General features: G+C 74.1%; 18 protein-coding genes. 12 read left to right on the top strand and 6 right to left on the bottom strand.

What is annotated here, in order from left to right; genetic code table 11:
* Window positions 1–187 precede the first annotated feature (187 nt).
* The 3 genes from nrdR to H1D33_RS16320 all read left to right on the top strand — a co-directional run bounded on the left by nrdR (window position 188) and on the right by H1D33_RS16320 (window position 4,675).
* Complete coding sequence (gene nrdR, locus H1D33_RS16330) at window positions 188–688, top strand: transcriptional regulator NrdR (RefSeq protein WP_181572710.1); 501 nt, start codon at window positions 188–190, stop codon at window positions 686–688.
* Window positions 689–722: 34 nt separating this feature from the next.
* Window positions 723–3,620 carry a vitamin B12-dependent ribonucleotide reductase gene (locus H1D33_RS16325; protein ID WP_181572316.1) on the top strand — a complete coding sequence of 966 codons (2,898 nt, stop codon included), beginning with the start codon at window positions 723–725 and terminating at the stop codon, window positions 3,618–3,620.
* A gap of 119 nt (window positions 3,621–3,739) precedes the next feature.
* Window positions 3,740–4,675 (top strand): DUF2332 domain-containing protein, encoded by a 936-nt coding sequence (locus H1D33_RS16320; RefSeq protein ID WP_181572317.1) that lies wholly within the window; start codon window positions 3,740–3,742, stop codon window positions 4,673–4,675.
* Between the two features lie 4 nt (window positions 4,676–4,679).
* Here H1D33_RS16320 and H1D33_RS16315 read toward each other — a convergent pair whose 3' ends face one another.
* Window positions 4,680–5,213, bottom strand: a complete 534-nt coding sequence (locus H1D33_RS16315) for a hypothetical protein (RefSeq protein ID WP_181572318.1) — start codon at window positions 5,211–5,213, stop codon at window positions 4,680–4,682.
* A gap of 190 nt (window positions 5,214–5,403) precedes the next feature.
* On the opposite strand from H1D33_RS16315, the gene H1D33_RS16310 reads away from it, so the two are divergent.
* From H1D33_RS16310 to H1D33_RS16295, 4 genes are all read left to right on the top strand, one after another.
* Window positions 5,404–5,619 carry a hypothetical protein gene (locus H1D33_RS16310; protein ID WP_246412067.1) on the top strand — a complete coding sequence of 72 codons (216 nt, stop codon included), beginning with the start codon at window positions 5,404–5,406 and terminating at the stop codon, window positions 5,617–5,619.
* A complete protein-coding gene (locus H1D33_RS16305; protein WP_181572319.1) occupies window positions 5,616–6,593 on the top strand; it encodes an asparaginase in 978 nt (325 codons plus the stop codon). The genes H1D33_RS16310 and H1D33_RS16305 overlap by 4 nt, the downstream gene beginning before the upstream one ends.
* Window positions 6,594–6,661: 68 nt before the next feature.
* A complete protein-coding gene (locus tag H1D33_RS16300) occupies window positions 6,662–6,895 on the top strand; it encodes a DUF5522 domain-containing protein (RefSeq protein ID WP_246412069.1) in 234 nt (77 codons plus the stop codon).
* 90 nt (window positions 6,896–6,985) lie between these two features.
* Window positions 6,986–7,534: a hypothetical protein gene (locus H1D33_RS16295; RefSeq protein ID WP_181572320.1), complete on the top strand. Its 549-nt coding sequence runs from the start codon at window positions 6,986–6,988 to the stop codon at window positions 7,532–7,534.
* A 15-nt stretch (window positions 7,535–7,549) separates the two neighbouring features.
* Here H1D33_RS16295 and H1D33_RS16290 read toward each other — a convergent pair whose 3' ends face one another.
* The gene (locus H1D33_RS16290) at window positions 7,550–8,236 is read right to left on the bottom strand and encodes an iron-dependent transcriptional repressor DtxR (protein ID WP_181572321.1); all 687 of its coding nucleotides are present in this window, start codon (window positions 8,234–8,236) and stop codon (window positions 7,550–7,552) included.
* Window positions 8,237–8,334: 98 nt separating this feature from the next.
* Between H1D33_RS16290 and H1D33_RS16285 the strand changes: the two genes are divergently transcribed.
* From H1D33_RS16285 to H1D33_RS16275, 3 genes are read left to right on the top strand one after another with little or no spacing between them, the layout of a single operon-like run.
* On the top strand, window positions 8,335–9,192 hold the full coding sequence (locus H1D33_RS16285) for a sulfurtransferase (RefSeq protein ID WP_181572322.1): 858 nt from the start codon (window positions 8,335–8,337) through the stop codon (window positions 9,190–9,192).
* A 47-nt stretch (window positions 9,193–9,239) separates the two neighbouring features.
* Window positions 9,240–10,421, top strand: a complete 1,182-nt coding sequence (locus H1D33_RS16280; RefSeq protein WP_181572323.1) for an acetoin utilization protein AcuC — start codon at window positions 9,240–9,242, stop codon at window positions 10,419–10,421.
* Window positions 10,422–10,425: 4 nt separating this feature from the next.
* Complete coding sequence (locus tag H1D33_RS16275) at window positions 10,426–12,981, top strand: bifunctional acetate--CoA ligase family protein/GNAT family N-acetyltransferase (protein WP_181572324.1); 2,556 nt, start codon at window positions 10,426–10,428, stop codon at window positions 12,979–12,981.
* Window positions 12,982–13,035: 54 nt separating this feature from the next.
* On the opposite strand, the gene H1D33_RS16270 is transcribed toward H1D33_RS16275, so the two are convergent.
* Together H1D33_RS16270 and sigB are read right to left on the bottom strand one after the other, a co-directional pair.
* On the bottom strand, window positions 13,036–13,443 hold the full coding sequence (locus tag H1D33_RS16270; protein ID WP_181572325.1) for a VOC family protein: 408 nt from the start codon (window positions 13,441–13,443) through the stop codon (window positions 13,036–13,038).
* Window positions 13,444–13,528: 85 nt separating this feature from the next.
* Window positions 13,529–14,515 (bottom strand): RNA polymerase sigma factor SigB, encoded by a 987-nt coding sequence (gene sigB, locus H1D33_RS16265; RefSeq protein ID WP_181572326.1) that lies wholly within the window; start codon window positions 14,513–14,515, stop codon window positions 13,529–13,531.
* A gap of 223 nt (window positions 14,516–14,738) precedes the next feature.
* Between sigB and H1D33_RS16260 the strand changes: the two genes are divergently transcribed.
* Window positions 14,739–15,527, top strand: coding sequence for a sporulation protein (locus H1D33_RS16260; protein ID WP_181572712.1), 789 nt, complete (start codon window positions 14,739–14,741; stop codon window positions 15,525–15,527).
* 12 nt (window positions 15,528–15,539) lie between these two features.
* On the opposite strand, the gene dtd is transcribed toward H1D33_RS16260, so the two are convergent.
* Window positions 15,540–15,962, bottom strand: coding sequence for a D-aminoacyl-tRNA deacylase (gene dtd, locus H1D33_RS16255; RefSeq protein ID WP_181572327.1), 423 nt, complete (start codon window positions 15,960–15,962; stop codon window positions 15,540–15,542).
* Entirely contained in the window at window positions 15,962–17,446 is a 1,485-nt protein-coding gene (locus tag H1D33_RS16250; RefSeq protein WP_181572328.1) for a DUF7782 domain-containing protein, read from the bottom strand. Before H1D33_RS16250 ends, dtd begins: the two co-directional genes overlap by 1 nt.
* A gap of 183 nt (window positions 17,447–17,629) precedes the next feature.
* Here H1D33_RS16250 and H1D33_RS16245 point away from each other — a divergent pair, with 183 nt between their 5' ends.
* Window positions 17,630–18,850: a S8 family peptidase gene (locus H1D33_RS16245; protein WP_181572329.1), complete on the top strand. Its 1,221-nt coding sequence runs from the start codon at window positions 17,630–17,632 to the stop codon at window positions 18,848–18,850.
* Window positions 18,851–18,959: the final 109 nt, after the last annotated feature.

Below are 18,959 nucleotides of genomic sequence, written 5' to 3'. Positions count from 1 at the left end.
GACGGCATACGGTCAACCCCTAGATGTAGTAGTCACATGGGCGTAAGTTGCCTACAGGTTGGGTTCAACTACCGAACGCACTCCCGCACCACCGGCTCGGCGACGGTCATCGAAGGATGGCTCCGCCGTGTCGAACCGTGCCCGGGAGTCGGTGGTGGTGCCCGTGGTCGATGAAGGAGGTCGGGCGATGCGGTGTCCGTACTGCCGGCACGCCGACTCCCGGGTGGTCGACTCGCGGGAGGCCGACGACGGCCAGCTCATCCGGCGGCGACGTTCCTGCCCGGAGTGCGGCAAGCGGTTCACCACCGTCGAGGAGGCGGTGCTCGCGGTGGTCAAGCGCAGCGGGGTGACCGAGCCGTTCAGCCGCACCAAGATCATCGGTGGGGTGCGCAAGGCGTGCCAGGGCCGGCCGGTCGACGACGACTCGATCGCGCTGCTGGCACAGAAGGTCGAGGAGACCGTACGCGCCAAGGGGGCGGCCGAGATCCCCAGCCACGACGTGGGGCTGGCGATCCTCGGCCCGCTGCGTGACCTCGACGAAGTGGCCTATCTGCGGTTCGCCAGCGTCTACCGGTCGTTCGACTCGCTCGCCGACTTCGAGCGGGAGATCGAGACGCTGCGGACCGCCGCGCGTGCCCGTGAGGGCGCCGGTGCCGGCGCGGCGGACGCCGCCGGCGCGATCAGCTGACATTTTCTGATTTCCGACAGTGTGACCAGGCGCGGTGGGTGACCGCGCCGACGAGGGGGGCGAGGGCGTGACGACCAGCAAGTCACGGAACAAGGCCGGGGCGGGGCTGAAGATCGAGCGCGTCTGGACGACCGAGGGGGTGCATCCCTACGACGAGGTCGCCTGGGAGCGCCGCGACGTCGTGATGACGAACTGGCGGGACGGCTCGATCAACTTCGAGCAGCGCGGGGTGGAGTTCCCCGAGTCCTGGTCGGTCAACGCGGCCAACATCGTGACCACGAAGTACTTCCGGGGCGCGGTGGGGACCCCGGAGCGCGAGTGGTCGCTCAAGCAGCTCATCGACCGGGTGGTCGACACCTACCGCACCGCCGGCGAGGAGTACGGCTACTTCGCCTCCCCGGCCGACGCCGAGGTGTTCGCGCACGAGCTGACCTGGATGCTGCTGCACCAGGTGTTCAGCTTCAACTCGCCGGTCTGGTTCAACGTCGGCACGCCGTCGCCGCAGCAGGTCAGCGCGTGCTTCATCCTGTCCGTCGACGACTCGATGGACTCCATCCTCGACTGGTACAAGGAGGAGGGGCGGATCTTCCAGGGCGGCTCGGGCGCCGGAGTCAACCTCTCCCGCATCCGGTCCTCCAAGGAACTGCTCTCCTCCGGCGGCACCGCCTCCGGTCCGGTCAGCTTCATGCGCGGCGCGGACGCCTCCGCCGGCACCATCAAGTCCGGTGGCGCCACCCGGCGGGCGGCCAAGATGGTCATCCTCGACGTGGACCACCCGGACATCGAGGAGTTCGTGGCGACCAAGGCGCGCGAGGAGGACAAGATCCGCGCGCTGCGGGACGCCGGCTTCGACATGGACCTGGGCGGCGCCGACATCGTCAGCGTGCAGTACCAGAACGCCAACAACTCGGTCCGCGTCTCCGACGAGTTCATGACCGCGGTGGAGAACGGCGGCGGCTTCGACCTGCGTGGCCGGCTCGACGGGCAGACCATCGAGACGATCGACGCGAAGAACCTGTTCCGCACCATCTCCCAGGCCGCCTGGGAGTGCGCCGACCCGGGCCTGCAGTACGACGACACGATCAACGACTGGCACACCTGCCCGGAGACCGGGCGGATCACCGCGTCGAACCCGTGCTCGGAATACCTGCACCTGGACAACTCCTCGTGCAACCTGGCCTCGCTGAACCTGATGAAGTTCCTCCGCGCCGACGGTGGCTTCGAGGTGGAGAAGTTCGTCCGGTCGGTCGAGTTCGTCATCACCGCGATGGACATCTCGATCTGCTTCGCCGACTTCCCGACCGAGAAGATCGGCGAGACCACCCGCGCCTACCGGCAGCTCGGCATCGGGTACGCCAACCTGGGCGCGCTGCTGATGGCCACCGGCCTGCCGTACGACTCGGAGCAGGGGCGGGAGGTGTCCGCGGCGATCACCTCGCTGATGACCGGCACCGCCTACCGCCGTTCCGCCGAGCTGGCCGGCATCGTCGGCGCGTACGACGGCTACGCCCGCAACGCGGAGCCGCACAAGCGGGTCATGCGCAAGCACGCCGCCGCCAACGACAGCATCCGGCCGACCGGCACCGTGGCCACCGCCGTGCAGCGCGAGGCCACCAAGCAGTGGACGCTCGGCAACAAGCTGGGCGACAAGAACGGTTGGCGCAACTCGCAGGCCAGCGTGCTCGCCCCGACCGGCACCATCGGCCTGATGATGGACTGCGACACCACCGGCGTCGAGCCGGACCTGGCGCTGGTCAAGTTCAAGAAGCTGGTCGGCGGCGGCTCGATGCAGATCGTCAACCAGACCGTGCCGCGCGCGCTGCGCAGCCTCGGCTACCCCGAGGAGCAGGTCGAGGCGATCGTCGAGCACATCGCCGACCACGGGCACGTGGTGGACGCCCCCGGCCTGAAGCCGGAGCACTACCCGGTCTTCGACTGCGCCATGGGCGAGCGGTCCATCGCGCCGATGGGCCACGTGCGGATGATGGCGGCCGTCCAGCCGTTCATCTCCGGCGCCATCTCCAAGACCGTCAACATGCCGGAGCAGGCCACCGTCGCCGACGTCGAGAAGATCTACTTCGAGGGCTGGAAGCTCGGCCTGAAGGCGCTGGCGATCTACCGGGACAACTGCAAGGTGGGCCAGCCGCTCTCGGTCGCCAAGCCGAACAAGGCCACCGCCGAGACGCAGGCCCCGGCGGCCGAGGTCGAGAAGGTCGTGGAGAAGGTCGTCGAGTACCGCCCGGTGCGCAAGCGGCTGCCGAAGAAGCGCCCGTCGCAGACGGTCTCCTTCTCGGTCGGTGGCGCCGAGGGCTACCTCACCGCCTCGTCCTACCCGGACGACGGCCTCGGCGAGGTCTTCCTCAAGATGTCGAAGCAGGGCTCGACCCTGGCCGGCGTGATGGACGCCTTCTCGGTGGCCATCTCCATCGGTCTCCAGTACGGCGTCCCGCTGGAGACGTACGTCAGCAAGTTCACCAACATGCGCTTCGAGCCGGCCGGCATGACCGACGACCCGGACGTGCGGATGGCCGCCTCGGTGATGGACTACATCTTCCGTCGCCTGGCGCTGGACTTCCTGCCGTACGAGCGCCGCGCGGAGCTGGGCATCTTCACCGCCAAGGAGCGGGCCGCCCAGCTCCGGGCCGAGGCGGAGGCGGAGGCGAGCGGTGCGGACCTCACCGCGATGGCCGCCTCCGCCCCGGTCGAGGCGCCCGAGCCGAAGACCGGCCCGATCGCCCAGCCGGCGCAGGAACTGGCCGACGCCGCGGCGGTCAAGCCGGCGCCGTCGGTGGGCTCCAGCACCGAACTGCTGGAGGCCGTGATCGGCAAGGCCGCCGACGCGCCGCTCTGCTTCACCTGCGGCACCAAGATGCGGCCCGCCGGTAGCTGCTACGTCTGCGAGGGCTGCGGCTCCACCAGCGGTTGCAGCTGACACGTTCCACCGCACGTCCCGCGAGCGCGGCAGGGTCTCCCTGCCGCGCTCGCGGCGTACCCGGCAGGGGTGGGCACGGTCACAGACCGGGGCGCGCCGGAAGCTGGGATGCTCAGGCGATGACCACGGCCGACATCTATCAGGCGTTCGCCGACCGCGAGGCGCGCGACGTCTCCCCGACGTACCACCGGTTGGCAGAGGCCGTGGCGCGCGACCCGGACCTGCTCGCGTCGCTCGACACCCTCCCCGAGGCCAAGCGCCAGCCGAACCTGCTCTTCGGCGTGGTCCGGCTGGGCGGCGGCCCGGTGGACGACCCGGCGGCGTTCCGCGAGCACGTGCTGGCGCACTGGCCGGACGTCGCGGCGCAGATGCGGGTCCGGGCGACGCAGACGAACGAGGCCGGGCGCTGCGCGGTGCTGCTGCCGGTGCTCGCCGCGCTGCCGCAGCCGCTGGCGTTGCTGGAGGTCGGCGCGTCCGCCGGCCTGTGCCTCTACCCCGACCGGTACGCCTACCGCTACGGCGACCGGCGGGTCGGCGACGGCGAACCGGTGCTCGACTGCGCGCTCGCCGGCACCACCCCGCCGGACCGGCGGCCGGAGGTGGTGTGGCGGGCCGGGCTGGACGTGAACCCGCTCGACGTCACCGACCCGGCGGACCTGGCCTGGCTGGACGCGCTCGTCTGGCCGGAGCACCGGCACCGCCGGGACCGGTTGCGGGCTGCGGCGGCGGTCGCGGCGGCCGACCCGCCGCTGCTGGTCCGCGGCGATCTGGTCGACGACCTGCCGGCGCTCGCGGCGCGCGCGCCGGCCGGCGCGACGCTCGTGGTGTTCCACAGCTCGGTGCTCTACCAGGTGCCGTCCGCGCGCCGGGCGGCCTTCACCGCGTTGGTACGCACGCTGCCCGGCCACTGGCTCGCCAACGAGGACCCGGCCGTGCTGCCGCACGCGGCGACGCCCGAGCCGCCGGACGGCGGGTTCCACAACGTGCTCGCGCTCGACGGCAAGCCGCTGGCCTGGACCCGGGGCCACGGGCAGGCGGTCACCTGGTTCGGCTGACGGTCTACTCGGGCAGCGAGTCGACCGCCGAGGCGAGCACCTTACGCAGTTCGGCCTCCGCGCCGGCCGGCAGCTTCTCCGGCTTGACCACCTGGTACGCGACGCGCACTTCGTAGTGCTCGCCCCGCCAGGCATAGCCGTCGAACCTGGTCTCACCGCCGTCCCACGGCGTCACCGCCACGCAGGAGCTGTCACCCGGTCCCTCGCCGGTGAGGTCGGTGGCGATCCGGGAGCACCGGTCCCGCCGCCATGTCTGGTCGTACATGCCGTCGGCGTCGACGGCCACGGTGACGGCCAGGTCCCCACGCATCGAGGTGCCGCTGGTCAGGTCGACCGCGCACTCCCGGGTGCCGCTGCGGTCGCCGAGGTTGGCCGAGGCGCTGGGCTGCGCGCCGGGCGCGAGCCGGGTCAGCAGGTCGGCCGGGAGCAGCGCACAGGGGTCGCGAAGCTCGTCCGGCTGGGCTGTCGCGTCGGCGGCACAGCCGGCGGTGGCCAGGAGCGCACCGGTGACCACGAGCATTGCGGCCGATCTCGTCATCTGTCCTCCTTGGACGGTCGCCGGGGACCGTAGCAGCGCCCTGCTACCGGCAGATTTCGCGGTCGCCCCCCGTCCACATCCCGCACGCCTCCTCGTCGATCATGAAGTTGGCGGCGCGACACGCCGGGCCGCGCACCGGTCAACTTCATGATCGACGAGGAGGGCGGAGCGGGTGGGTAGGGTCGTGGGCGTGACCGGAACGGGGTGGCTGAGTGAGACCCGCACGGCCTACGACACCGTCGCCGAGGACTACGCGCGGGTGCTGCCGGACGTGGTGGAGCCGCCGCTGGACCGGGCGGTGCTGAGCGCTTTCGCCGAGACCGTCGGGCCGGGCCGGCCGGCGCTGGAGGTCGGCGCCGAGCGCCAGCCGCAGGCGTTCCTGCTCGCCGAGCGGGCGGCCCGATGAGCGTCGCCCTGTTCACCCTCGGCGGGACCATCGCGATGGCCGGCGCGGGCGTCGGGGGAGTGGTCACCCGGCTCACCGGCGCCGACCTCACCGCCGCCGTACCCGGGCTGGCCGACGTCTCGCTCGACGTGCGCGACGTCGAGGCGGTGCCCAGCGCCGCGCTCGCGTACCCGCAGATCCTCGACCTGGTGGACGCGGCGGCCGCGGCGGTCGACGGCGGGGCGACCGGCGTGGTGGTCACCCAGGGCACCGACACGCTGGAGGAGACCGCGTGGCTGGCCGACCTGGTCTGGTCGCGCGCGGCGCCGCTGGTCTTCACCGGCGCGATGCGCAACCCGACGCTGGCCGGCCCGGACGGGCCGGCGAACCTGCTCGCGGCGGTCCGGGTGGCGGCCGCGCCGGCCGCGCGGGACCTCGGTGTGCTCGCCGTGCTCAACGACGAGATCCACGCCGCGCGGTTCGTCCGCAAGACGCACAGCACGAGTACGGCGACGTTCGCCTCGCCCGACGCCGGGCCGCTCGGGCACGTGATCGAGGGGCGGGTACGGGTGCTGACCCGGCCGCCCCGGCACGCGCCGGCGCCGGCGGTGGACCGGGACCGGCTGGTCACCACCCGGGTGGCGCTGCACACGGTCACGCTCGATGACGACGTGACGCTGCTCGACGCGCTCGCCGCCGGCCTCGACGGGCTGGTGGTGGCCGGGTTCGGGGTGGGGCACGTGCCGCCCGCGTTCGCCCCGGCGCTGGGCGAGTTGGCCGGGCGGATTCCGGTGGTGCTGACCTCGCGCACCGGGGCCGGGTCGGTGCTGCGGGACACGTACGGCGCGGTCGGCTCGGAGCGGGACCTGCGGCAGCGCGGGCTGGTCGACGGCGGGTTGCTCGGCCCGTACCGGGCGAAGGTGCTGCTGCGCCTGCTGCTCGCCGCCGGCGCGGACCGGACGGCGATCACCGAGGCGTTCGCGCGCCACGGCTGAGGGGTGTTAGGCGGGGGCCCCGCCTATGCGGAAAACGTTAAGCGGGGGCCCCTCCTTACACTCCAGCGGTGAGTGACGAGCTGGCGGACCGGCCGCTGACCGAGCCGCACCCGTCGCGGCTGCCGCCGGCGCACCCGTCGCGGGAGCGGATCCTGGCCGCCCACGCCGCCGCGCTGGCCGCCGGGGAGGCCGGCTACCTCGACCCGGACACCGGGCTGTTCGTGCTCAGCGCCGGGTTCCTGGCCCGGCGCGGCACCTGCTGCGGGCGAGGCTGCCGGCACTGTCCGTACGTGGCCGATTAGGGGCCTTCCGTCCCGGCCGGGCGGGGCCGTACGGTGTCCGACGGAACTCCGGCGGGCCGCCCGCCCGCCGCCGATCGCGGAGGTCTCCCCGTGCGCGCCCGTACCTGGCTGGCCGTCTCGGCCGTCCTGCTCGCCACCGGCTGCGCCGAGGACGCCTCGAAGGTCGAGGTGCCGGCCGCCGCGCCGCCGGCGGTCGAGGTCGCCGCGGCCTCCTCCGGTGGCGCCTGCCGGCTGCTCGACTTCGCGGTGATCGCCGCGCACACCGGCGGCGAGTTCGACGTGGCCGCCGCCACCGACCGGGGCGACACGCACACCTGCGTGGTGCGGGCCCAGGCGACGGCGCTGCCGGAGCTGACGCTCTCGGTGACCGACACGTCGATCGACGCGGCCACGTTCACCGCCGACGTGCAGCCGCGTGGCGCGGCGAAGGTCACCAAGTTGGGGAAGGTCGCCTACCGGCGCACGGTGGCGAAGACCGCGAAGGCCGGCCCGGTCGCCGAGGTCGGCTGGCTGGCCGGTGAGGATCGGCTGGCCAGCCTCCGCTGGGCCACCCCGCGCGGCACCGCCGCGGCGGAGGCGGAGAAGGCGACCGCCAAGCTGGTCGCCCTGGCCAAGGTGATCGACACCCGGCAGCTCTGAGCCCCGGCCCGCGGGTCAGCGGGCCGCGACGAAGACCCGGGAGGCCACCTCGCGGGGCAGCCGCACCCGGTCGCCGGAGCGGTCGATGGAGACGCCGTCGCGCTCCTGCGCCACGGTGACGGTCGCGCCCGGGTCGACGCCGGCCGCGTGCAACTGGCGGAGCACGTCCGCGTCGGTCTGCACGCTCTCGCAGATCCGCCGCACCACCACCGGGCCGGACAGGCCGGGGAAGGCCAGGTTGCGCTCGCCCTCGCCGGTCTCGGCCGCCGGCTGGCCCGGGTCGCCCAGCTCCTCCAGGCCCGGGATCGGGTTGCCGTAGGGGGACCGGGACGGGCGGTTGAGCAGGTCGTAGACCCGCTTCTCGACCGCGTCGCTCATCACGTGCTCCCAGCGGCAGGCCTCCTCGTGGGCCTCCTCGTAGGGCATCCCGATCACGTTGACCAGCAGCAGCTCGGCCAGCCGGTGCTTGCGCATCACCGACACGGCGGTGTTGCGGCCCAGCGCGGTGAGGGTCAGGTGCCGGTCGCCCTCGACGGTGAGCAGGCCGTCCCGCTCCATCCGGGCGACGGTCTGGCTGACGGTCGGACCGCTCTGCCGCAGCCGCTCGGCGATGCGGGCGCGCAGCGGCGGCACACCTTCCTCCTCCAGCTCGAGGATGGTGCGCAGGTACATCTCGGTCGTGTCGACCAGGTCATGCTTCACGTCAGCGGCCTCCCGGCGTCCGATGCTACCCGTAACGACCGACGGCCTGTCGCAGGCGAACCCGGAGGTCGCTGCCCGGATGGTGTTGACTGGTCCGCATGTCCGGAACCGCAGACCTGCTGGTCGAGCCGGAGCGGCTCGCCGCCGAGCTCGACCGCGCCGACCCGCCCGTGCTGCTCGACGTCCGCTGGCGGCTCGCCGGCCCGCCCGGCCGCGACGACCACAGCGCCGGTCACCTGCCCGGCGCCGTCTTCGTCGACCTGGACACCGAGCTGTGCGGGCCACCCGGCGCCGCCGGGCGGCACCCGCTGCCCGACCCCGCCGCGTTGCAGGCCGCGCTGCGGGCCGCCGGGGTCCGCTCCGGTCACCCCGTGGTGGTGTACGACGGCGGCGACGGGATGTCCGCCGCGCGGGCCTGGTGGACGCTGCGCTGGGCGGGGCACCGGGCGGTGCGGGTGCTGCACGGCGGCTTCCCGGCCTGGACCGCAGCCGGGTTGCCGGTCGACGCCACGGTGCCCGAGCCGGCGCCCGGCGACGTGACGGTCACCCCCGGCGCGCTGCCGGTGCTCGACGCCGCCCGGGCGGCCCGGCTCGCCGCCGCCGACTCCGGGGTGCTGCTCGACGTGCGGGCCGCCCCCCGCTACCGGGGCGAGACGGAGCCGGTCGACCCGGTCGCCGGGCACGTCCCGGGCGCGGTCAACCTGCCCGCCCCGGCGTACGTGTCGCAGGGCCGGTTCCCCGCCGCCGAGGCGCTGCGGGCGCGTTTCGCCGAGGCCGGGGTGGACCCGGACGCGCCGGTCGGGGCGTACTGCGGCTCCGGGGTGACCGCCGCGCAGGCGGTGCTGGCGTTGCACCTGGCCGGTCGGCCGGACGCCGCCCTCTACGTCGGCTCGTGGAGCGAGTGGGTGGCCGACCCGGACCGCCCGGTGGCGACCGGCGACGCCGCCGGACGGTGAGCGCGCGGCTGGTGGGCGCGCCCCGGCCCGCGTGCGACGATGGCCGCATGTCCGACGACACGGTGGTGGTGTGGGATCCCGCCCTCCTCGCCTACGACATGGGGGACCATCCCCTCGACCCGGTCCGGGTCGAGCTGACCATGGCGCTCGCCCGCGAGCTGGGCGTGCTCGACCGGCCCGGGGTGCGCCTGGTCAAGCCCGAACCGGCCGGCGACGCGCTGCTGACCCGGGTGCACGACCCGGCCTACCTGGACGCGGTCCGCGCCGCGCCGCGGGACCCGCTCTTCGCCGGCTTCGGCCTCGGCACCTCGGACAACCCGGTCTTCGACGGGATGCACGAGTCCAGCGCGCTGATCGCCGGTGCCACCGTGGCCGCCGCCGAGGCGGTCTGGCGGGGCGAGGCCCGGCGGGCGGTCAACGTGGCCGGCGGCCTGCACCACGCCATGCCGGCCCGGGCCGCCGGCTTCTGCGTCTACAACGACCCCGCGGTGGCCATCGCCCGCCTGCTCGACCTCGGCGCGGAGCGGATCGCGTACGTGGACGTGGACGTGCACCACGGCGACGGCGTGCAGGAGATCTTCTACCGGGATCCGCGGGTGCTCACGGTCAGCCTGCACGAGACCCCGCTCGCGCTCTTCCCCGGCACCGGGTTCCCGGACGAGACCGGCGGGCCGGGCGCGGAGGGCACCGCGGTCAACGTGCCGCTGCCCCCGGGCGTCGGTGACGCTGGCTGGCAGCGGGCGTTCCACGCGGTGGTGCCGTCGGTGCTGCGCGCGTTCCGGCCGCAGGTGCTCGTCACCCAGTGCGGGGCGGACGGGCACCGGGCCGATCCGCTGGCCGACCTGCACCTGTCCGTGGACGGGCAGCGGGCCACCTACCGGGCGCTGCGGGCGCTCGCCGACGAGCTGTGCGACGGCCGCTGGGTGGCCACCGGCGGCGGCGGGTACGCGCTCGTCGAGGTGGTGCCCCGGGCCTGGACGCACCTGCTCGCGGTGGCCACCGGCGAACCGGTCGACCCGGCCACGCTCACCCCGCCGGGCTGGCGGGAGCTGGCCGCGCGGCGGCGGCCCGGGCACGACGTCCCACTGCGGATGACCGACGACGTCGACCCGTCCTTCCAGCCGTGGCAGCCCAGCGGCGAGCCGAACGCGGTGGACCGGGCGGTCGCGGCCACCCGCAAGGCGGTCTTCCCGCTGCTCGGCCTCGACCCGCACGACCCGCGCGACTGATCCCGTGACCACCGTCGAGCAACCGGTGGACGTGCTGCTGAGCGACGGCGCCACCGTCCAGTTGCGACAGATCCGCCCGGACGACGCGGCGGCGATCGTGGCGATGCACGCCCGGTTCTCCGAGCGGACCCGCTACCTGCGCTACTTCTCGCCGTACCCGCGCATCCCGGAGCGGGACCTGAAGCGTTTCGTCACGGTCGACCACCGCGACCGGGAGGCGTTCGTGGTGCTGGCCGGCGAGCGGATCGTCGCCGTCGGCCGGTACGAGCGGCTCGGCCCCGCCTCGCCGGAGGCCGAGGTGGCGTTCGTGGTGGAGGACGCCTACCAGGGCCGTGGCATCGGGTCGGTGCTGCTGGAGCACCTGGCCGACGCGGCCGGCCGGCACGGCATCGTGCACTTCGTCGCCGAGGTGCTCCCGGCCAACGGGCAGATGCTGCGGGTCTTCGCCGACTTCGGCTACCAGGTCCAGCGCCAGTACGCCGACGGCGTGGTGCACCTGACGTTCCCGATCGCGGCCACCGAGGCGACGCTCGAGGTGCAGCGCGGCCGGGAGCACCGCACCGAGGCGCGGTCGATCGCCCGGCTGCTCGCCCCGCGCGGTATCGCCGTCTACGGCGCCAGCACCACCGGTCAGGGCGTCGGCGCGGCGCTGCTCGGGCACCTGCGCGACGGCGGGTTCAGCGGCGCGATCGTGCCGGTGCACCCGAGCGCGGCGACGGTGGCCGGGCTGCAGGCGTACCCGTCGGCGGTCGACGCCGGCCTCGACGTGGACCTGGCGGTGGTGGCGGTCGCCCCGGAGGCGGTGACCGAGGTGGTCCAGGACGCGGCCCGGGCCGGCGCGCACGGTCTGGTGGTGGTCTCCGCCGGGTTCGCCGAGTCCGGCCCGGCCGGCGCGGCGGCGCAGCGGGCCCTGGTCCGCGCCGCGCACCTGGCCGGTATGCGGGTGGTCGGCCCGAACTGTCTCGGCGTCGCCAACACCGACCCGGCGGTACGCCTCAACGCGACGCTCGCCCCGGTGCTGCCGGCGGCGGGCCGGGTGGGCGTGTTCAGCCAGTCTGGCGCGTTCGGGGTGGCGTTGCTGGCCGAGGCGTCCCGGCGCGGGCTCGGCCTGTCCAGCTTCGTCTCGGCCGGCAACCGGGCCGACGTGTCCGGCAACGACCTGCTGCAGTATTGGCAGGACGACCCGGGCACCGACGTGATCACGCTCTACCTGGAGACGTTCGGCAACCCGCGCAAGTTCGCCCGGTTGGCCCGGCGGATCGGCCGGAGCAAGCCGGTGGTGGCGCTGGCGTCGCCGGCCCGGCCGCCCGGCGTGGGTGAGGCGCCGGCGTTGGACGCCGCCGCGGTCAGCGCGTTGTTCGCCCAGTCCGGGGTGATCCGGGTGGACACCGTGTCCGAGTTGCTCGACGTGGGCGTGCTGCTGGCCCACCAGCCGTTGCCGGGCGGGCGGCGGGTGGCCGTGGTCGGCAACTCGTCGGCGTTGACCGGGCTGGCCGCGACCGCCGGCGCCGGGCAGGGCCTGATGGTGGCGGACGGCTACCCGCACGACGTCGGGCCGACCGGCGGCGCCGGCGCGTACGCCGCCGCGCTGGCCGCCGCCGCGGCCGACGAGCGGGTGGACGCCGTGGTGGCGGTGTTCGCCCCGCCGCTGCCCGGTCAGCTCACCGACCCGGAGGCCGACTTCGCGGCGGCGCTGCCCGACGCGCGGGCCACCGGCAAGCCGGTGGTGGCGACGTTCCTCGCCGGCCGGGTGCCCACCGGCGTGCCGGCGTACCCGAGCGTGGAGGAGGCGGTGCGGGCGCTGGCCCGGGTCACCCGGTACGCGGACTGGCTGCGCCGGCCGTCGGGCGTGCTGCCCGAGCTGGCCCGGGTCGACCGGTCGGCCGGGCAGGCCGCGCTGGGGCCGGACGGGGCGGAGACCGCCGCGCTGCTCGGCGCGTACGGCATCGACGTGGTGGAGTCGGCGCCGGCCGGCTCGGTCGACGAGGTGGTGGCGGCGGGGGAGCGGCTCGGCTGGCCGGTGGCGCTCAAGGCGGCCGACCCGGGGCTGCGGCACCGCCTCGACCTGGGTGCGGTCCGGCTCGACCTGGCCGACGCCGACGCGCTGCGCCGCGCGTACGCCGAGATGGCCCCGGTGTTCGGGGCGCGGGTGCTGGTGCAGCCGATGGTCGCGCCCGGCGTGGCGTGCGTGGTGGAGCTGGTGGAGGATCCGGCGTTCGGGCCGGTGGTCGGGTTCGGGTTGGGCGGCGTGGCGACCGAGCTGCTCGGCGACCGGGCCTGGCGGGCGGTGCCGCTGACCGACCGGGACGCCGCCGAGCTGGTCGACGAGCCGCGCGCCGCGCCGTTGTTGCACGGGCACCGGGGCGCCGCCCCGGTGGACCGGGCGGCGCTGGTGGAGCTGCTGCTGCGGGTCGGCCGGCTGGCCGACGAGCAGCCCCGGGTGCGGTCGCTGACGCTCAACCCGGTGCTGGCCCGCCCGGACGGCATCTCGGTGCTGCACGCCACCGTCGGTGCCGGCGCGGCTTCGCCGCGCCCCGACACGGGCCCCCGGAGGTTGTAAGGAGGGGCCCCCGCTTAACGCATTCGGTATAGGCGGGGCCCCTTATTAACAGGTTCAGGCCCGCGAGGAGATCTGTTGCACGGTCCACTCGTTGCCGTCGGGGTCGCGGAAGAACACGAAGCCGACGTTGTCCAGCGGGTGCGGCACCGGGCCCGGGTTCCGCCCGACCACCTGGATCTCGCTGACCTCGACACCGCGCTCGACCAGCTCCGCGCGTGCTCTCTCCAGGTCGGCCACGACCAGTTGCAGGCCCTTGAGCGAGCCCGGCGGCATCTCCGGCACCACGCCCCGACCCAGGACGATCGAGCAGCCGGAGCCGCGGGGCGTGAGCTGCACGATCCGCCCCACCCCGCCCAGATCGGTGTCGTGGTCGACGGCGAAGCCGACCCGCTCGGCGTAGAACTCCTTCGCCCGGTCCACGTCGGAGACCGGCACGATCACCACTTCCAGGGTCCAGTTCACCGCCCCAGCCTGGGGGCGACGACCCGGCATTTCAAGCACGACCGGCCCCGGCGAACCGCCGGGGCCGGTCGTGGGGTCGTCGGGGTCAGCAGGCGTACGCCTCCAGCCGGTTCGCCCGCTCCGGGTCGCGCAGCTTGAGCAGCGTCACCTTCTCGATCTGGCGGATCCGCTCGCGGGACAGCCCGAACTCGCGGCCCACCTCGTCCAGGGTGCGCTGCCGGCCGTCGTCCAGGCCGAAGCGCAGCCGGATCACCGCCTGCTCCCGCTGGGAGAGCGTGGCCAGCACGATGCGTACCTCGTTGCGCAGCTCGCCGTTTGCGGCGGCGTCGCCGGGCTCGGTGCGCGGGTCCACCGCGGCGACGAAGTCACCGAGCGCGCTCTCGCCGTCCTCGCCGACCGCCTGGTCCAGGCTCACCGGCTCCCGGTCGAAGGAGATCAGCTCGATCACCTGGTATTCCGGGACCTCCAGCGCGGTGGCCACCTCGCTCACGGTGGGCTCACGGCCCAGCGTCACCGACAGCTCGCGGCGGACCCGGACCATCCGGTTGACCTGCTCGACCATGTGCACCGGGATGCGGATGGTGCGGGCCTGGTCGGCCATGGCGCGGGTGATGGCCTGGCGGATCCACCAGGTGGCGTACGTGGAGAACTTGAAGCCCTTGGTGTAGTCGAACTTCTCGACGGCGCGGATCAGGCCGAGGTTGCCCTCCTGGATCAGGTCGAGGAAGGCCATGCCCCGCCCGGTGTAGCGCTTGGCGATGCTCACCACGAGCCGCAGGTTCGCCTCCAGCAGGTGGTCCTTGGCGGCGCGGCCCTCGGCCGCGACCAGCGCCAGGTCCGCGCGCAGGTCGGCGGAGACCGGGGTGCGGGTGGACAGCTTCTCCTCGGCGAAGAGCCCGGCCTCGATCCGCCGGCTCAGCTCGACCTCCTGCGCGGCGGTGAGCAGCTTGGTGCGGCCGATGCCGTTCAGGTACGCCCGGACCAGGTCGGTGGAGACGCCGCGCTCGTCGGTGGCGTCCAGGTCCGTGAGGGTGACGTCCATGTCCTTGTGCTCGATCATCTGCTCGGTCATCTCTGTCTCTCCCCGTGTCCTACGAGCCGTACCGGCCCCCGCGCCGCCCGGCGCGGTGGGCCGGTGACAAACAGCTTGGCGGTCGGGGCGTGAGACGGGAGTGAGGCGATCGGGGACCCGACACGAATCCGGGCCGAACTCCGGCGTCGCTTGCCGTCGCCGGTTACCGTGCCAGCGAACCGGCCGGCCGGGCCGGACCGCACAGGTGATCGGAGTGAAACAGGTGGTCTTCAAGCGGCTCATGCAGGCGATGGGTGTGGGCGGTCCGTCGGTGGAGACGGTGCTGGCCAACCCGAACTGCCGTCCCGGCGGCCTGCTGGAGGGCCGGATCCAGGTGGCCGGCGGCGACCACCCGACGGATGTGAGCTGGGTCTCGCTCGGCCTGGTCACCCGGGTCGAGGTGGAGAGCGGCGACTCGGAGTACGACACCAACCAGGAGTTCGGCCAGGTCCGGGTGACCGGCGCGTTCCGGCTGGAGCCGGGGCAGCGCCACGACGTGCCGTTCCGGTTCCAGGTGCCGTGGGAGACCCCGCTCACCGACCTGTACGGCCAGCACCTGCACGGCATGACCATGGGCCTGCGCACCGAGCTGGAGGTGGCCCGGGCGGTCGACTCCACCGACCTGGACGCGGTCGCGGTGCACCCGTTGCCGGCCCAGGAGCGGCTGCTGGAGGCGTTGCTGCGGCTGGGCTTCCGCTTCGCCCGCGCGGACGTCGAGCGCGGCCACATCTACGGCGTACGCCAGCAGTTGCCGTTCTACCAGGAGATCGAGTTCTATCCGGCGCCGCAGTACGCGGGCGCGATGAACCAGCTCGAGGTCACCTTCGTCACCGACCCGCACCAGATGCAGGTGGTGCTGGAGATGGACAAGCGGGGCGGCCTGTTCACCGAGGGTCGGGACGCGTTCGGGCGGTTCACCGTGGACCACGCCACGGCGGACCGCACCGACTTCGCCGCCCAGCTCGACGGCTGGCTGCGCCAGTCGCTGTCGCGGCGCGGCCTGTTCTTCTGACCGGCCGGTGGGTCAGAGGTCCAGCAGGAGGGTCCGGGGACCGACGTTGACGCTCTCCACCAGCATGTGGGTGCGGAAGCGGCCGGTCTCCACCTTCGCGCCGCGGGCCCGCAACTGCTCGACCACGGCCTCCACGAGGGGCTCCGCGACGTCCGCGGGGGCGGCGGCGGTCCAGCTCGGCCGCCGGCCCTTGCGGGCGTCGCCGTAGAGCGTGAACTGGCTGACGACGAGCAGCGGCGCCCCGGTGTCGGCGGCGCTGCGCTCGTCGTCCAGGATGCGCAGCTCGTGCAGCTTGCGGGCCATGGTGGCGGCCACCTGCGGGGTGTCCGTGTGGGTCACCCCGAGCAGCACCAGCAACCCGTCGGCGATCTCGCCCACCACCGTGCCGTCGACGGTGACCGAGGCCCGGCCGACGGTCTGCACCACCGCGCGCATCAGTCGACCACCGGCTCGACCAGGCCGCGCTCGACCAGGTGCGCCACGATCGGGCCGGCCGCCTCGGCCAGTTCGTCGGGCGTCACGTCGTGCGCGGCGGCGAGCAGGGCGAGCTGGTCGCGCAGCGGCAGCCGGCCGTCCGCGCCGCCGACCAGGGCCAGCACCAGCGGGTCGACCTCCTCGGACCAGCGCAGCCCGCGCGGCATGGCCAGCACCTGCCGGTCCACCGCCCAGCCGTCGTCGCCCATGGTGGCCTCCTGGCGCAGTTGCAGCCCGTCGGCGGCCCGGTAGCGGGCGGCGAGCAACCCGTCGGTGTCCCGGTCGCGCAGCCAGTCCTGCCGGTCGAACCACTCGCCGATCCGGTCGCCGAGCGGCGGCTCCACCCGCTGGCGCAGGTCCTCGACCCGGATGATCGGCCGGTCGTGCCCGGTGCGGCGCAGCGACACGATGCCGAACCCGATCGCCTCCACCTTGTGCGCGTCGAACCAGTCCAGCCACGCCTCCATCCGGCGCGGGTCGGCGCTCTCCCCGACATCGGTGAGCCACAGGTTCACGTACGCCATCGGGTCGGCCACCTCGCGCTGGATCACCCAGGCGTCCAGCCCGGTGCCGGCGAACCAGCCGGTGACCCGCTCGGCCCAGTCCTCGCCGGTGACGTGCACCCAGTTCGCCAGGTACTGCATGGTGCCGCCGTCGGTGAGCAGGTGCGGCGCGGCGGCGGCCAGTTCGGCGCCGATCGCGTCGCCGACCCGGCCGGAGTCGCGGTAGACGTGCGTGGTGGTGCCCGGGCCGACCACGAACGGCGGGTTGCTGACCACCAGGTCGAAGCGGCGCCCGGCGACCGGGGCGACCAGGTCCCCGCGGAGCAGCTCCCAGTCCTGCCCGTTGAGCGCGGCGGTGGTCGCGGCGAAGCGCAGCGCCCGCTCGGAGACGTCGGTGGCGGTGACCCGGCGGGCGTGGGTGCTCAGGTGCAGCGCCTGCACGCCGGAGCCCGTGCCGAGGTCCAGCGCGGTCTCCACCGGGCGGCGCACGGCGGCGCCGATGAGCGTCTGGGTGGCCCCGCCGATGCCGAGCACGTGCTCGGCGTGCAACGGCCGGCCGGGCCGGGCGCTGGCGGGCACGTCGGCGAGCACCCACCAGTCGTCTCCGTACGGCTCCAGGTCGACGCCGGCGCGCAGGCCGTCGCCGTGCCGCTCGACGATGCCCCCGGCGAGCGCCTCGTCCACGCCCAGCGGGGCCAGCGCGGCGGCCACCACCGGCTCCGGTTCGGTCTGGTCGCAGATGAACACCCGGATCAGGGTGCCCAGCCGGTCGCGGTCCTCGGTGGCGCGCAGGGCCGCGCGATTGTCGTTGCGGGCGACGCCGCCGGTGGCCTGCGAGCCGAGTCGCCCGGCGATGCCGTTGGCGGTGAAGTCGGCGAGCGTGAGCGCGGTGCGCAGCGCGTCGACCCCGGCGGGGGAGAGCAGCATGTCGTGACGGTCCACGTCGTCATCCTGCCTCGGCCGCCGCCGGGCGCGGCGCGCACCCGCCGGATCCGACGGGCAGACGGTATTACCCGGCAACTATCTCTTTCGATAGATGTCGATGTGTGGTTAGCATTCCCGTCAACATCCGTCGATGGGCGGCCCGCCGGCCACGAACCGGCCCGCCCGGTAGGGAGCCAGACGATGCCCGACGTGTCCGTTCCTCGGCGTCGCGCGCTGCGCGCGCTCGCCGTCACGGCCGCCGCCGCGGCCCTCACCGCCGCCGCCTCCACCCCCGCCCTCGCCGCACCCACCGGGCAGATCCGGTACGCCGGGGCCGCCGACGCCGTCAGCGGCAGCTACCTGGTCGTGCTCAAGGGCGACGCGGTCGGCGCCGCGAACAGCCGTACCGCCCGCACCGCCGTGCCGGACCGGGCCGCCGGCCTGGCCAAGCGCTACGGCGGCAGCGTCGGCGCGGTGTGGACCGCCGCGCTCACCGGCTACAGCGCGACGATGAGCACCGGACAGGCGCGCCGGCTGGCCGCCGACCCGGCCGTCGCGTACGTCGAGCAGGACCGTCGGGTGACCGCGCAGGGCACCCAGACCGGCGCCACCTGGGGCCTGGACCGGATCGACCAGCGCAACCTGCCGCTCAACGGCACCTACACCTACCCGAACACCGCCACCAACGTGCGCGCCTACATCATCGACACCGGCATCCGGACCACCCACAGCCAGTTCGGCGGCCGGGCCACCTGGGGCACCAACACGGTGGACAGCAACAACACCGACTGCAACGGCCACGGTACGCACGTCGCCGGCACGGTCGGCGGCAGCACGTACGGCGTGGCCAAGGGCGTGCGGCTGATCGCGGTGAAGGTGCTCAACTGCTCCGGCAGCGGCACCACCGCCGGCGTGGTCAACGGCGTCAACTGGGTCACCTCGAACGCGGTCAAGCCGGCCGTGGCCAACATGAGCCTCGGCGGCGGCGTCAGCACCTCGCTGGACAACGCGGTGGCCAACTCGATCAGCTCCGGCATCACGTACGCGCTGGCGGCCGGCAACTCCAGCGCGAACGCCTGCAACTCGTCGCCGGCCCGGGTCGCCTCGGCGATCACGGTGGGCTCGACCACCAGCAGCGACGCGCGGTCGTCGTTCTCCAACTACGGCTCGTGCGTGGACATCTTCGCCCCGGGCTCCTCGATCACGTCGTCGTGGAACAGCAGCGACACCGCGACCAACACGATCAGCGGCACCTCGATGGCCTCGCCGCACGTGGCCGGCGCGGCGGCGCTGGTGCTGTCGGCCAACCCGTCCTACAGCCCGGCGCAGGTGGCCAGCTACCTGACCAGCAACGCCACCACCGGCAAGGTGACGAACCCGGGTTCGGGCTCGCCGAACCGGCTGCTCTTCGTGGTGAACTGACCCGCGTCACGGGTCGCGCGGCCCGGTGGTCCCCGTGGGGGTCCACCGGGCCGCGTCGTGCGCGTCGGGGAGTCGGCGACCCGACCGGCCCCCGGGACGGCAGGATGGG

This window comes from Micromonospora ferruginea, assembly GCF_013694245.2.
In the GTDB taxonomy this organism is placed as follows: Bacteria; Actinomycetota; Actinomycetes; order Mycobacteriales; family Micromonosporaceae; genus Micromonospora; species Micromonospora robiginosa.
The sequence above is the reverse complement of the archived record's forward strand: the minus strand, read 5'-3'. Positions and strand labels throughout refer to the sequence as shown.

Excerpts from the sequence above, each read along its gene's own strand:
- nrdR (WP_181572710.1), top strand. The coding sequence starts at position 188 with ATGCGGTGTCCGTACTGCCGGCACGCCGACTCCCGGGTGGTCGACTCG.
- H1D33_RS16320 (WP_181572317.1), top strand. The coding sequence starts at position 3,740 with ATGACCACGGCCGACATCTATCAGGCGTTCGCCGACCGCGAGGCGCGC.
- H1D33_RS16315 (WP_181572318.1), bottom strand. The coding sequence starts at position 5,213 with ATGACGAGATCGGCCGCAATGCTCGTGGTCACCGGTGCGCTCCTGGCC.
- H1D33_RS16305 (WP_181572319.1), top strand. The coding sequence starts at position 5,616 with ATGAGCGTCGCCCTGTTCACCCTCGGCGGGACCATCGCGATGGCCGGC.
- H1D33_RS16285 (WP_181572322.1), top strand. The coding sequence starts at position 8,335 with ATGTCCGGAACCGCAGACCTGCTGGTCGAGCCGGAGCGGCTCGCCGCC.
- H1D33_RS16280 (WP_181572323.1), top strand. The coding sequence starts at position 9,240 with ATGTCCGACGACACGGTGGTGGTGTGGGATCCCGCCCTCCTCGCCTAC.
- sigB (WP_181572326.1), bottom strand. The coding sequence starts at position 14,515 with ATGACCGAGCAGATGATCGAGCACAAGGACATGGACGTCACCCTCACG.
- dtd (WP_181572327.1), bottom strand. The coding sequence starts at position 15,962 with ATGCGCGCGGTGGTGCAGACCGTCGGCCGGGCCTCGGTCACCGTCGAC.
- H1D33_RS16245 (WP_181572329.1), top strand. The coding sequence starts at position 17,630 with ATGCCCGACGTGTCCGTTCCTCGGCGTCGCGCGCTGCGCGCGCTCGCC.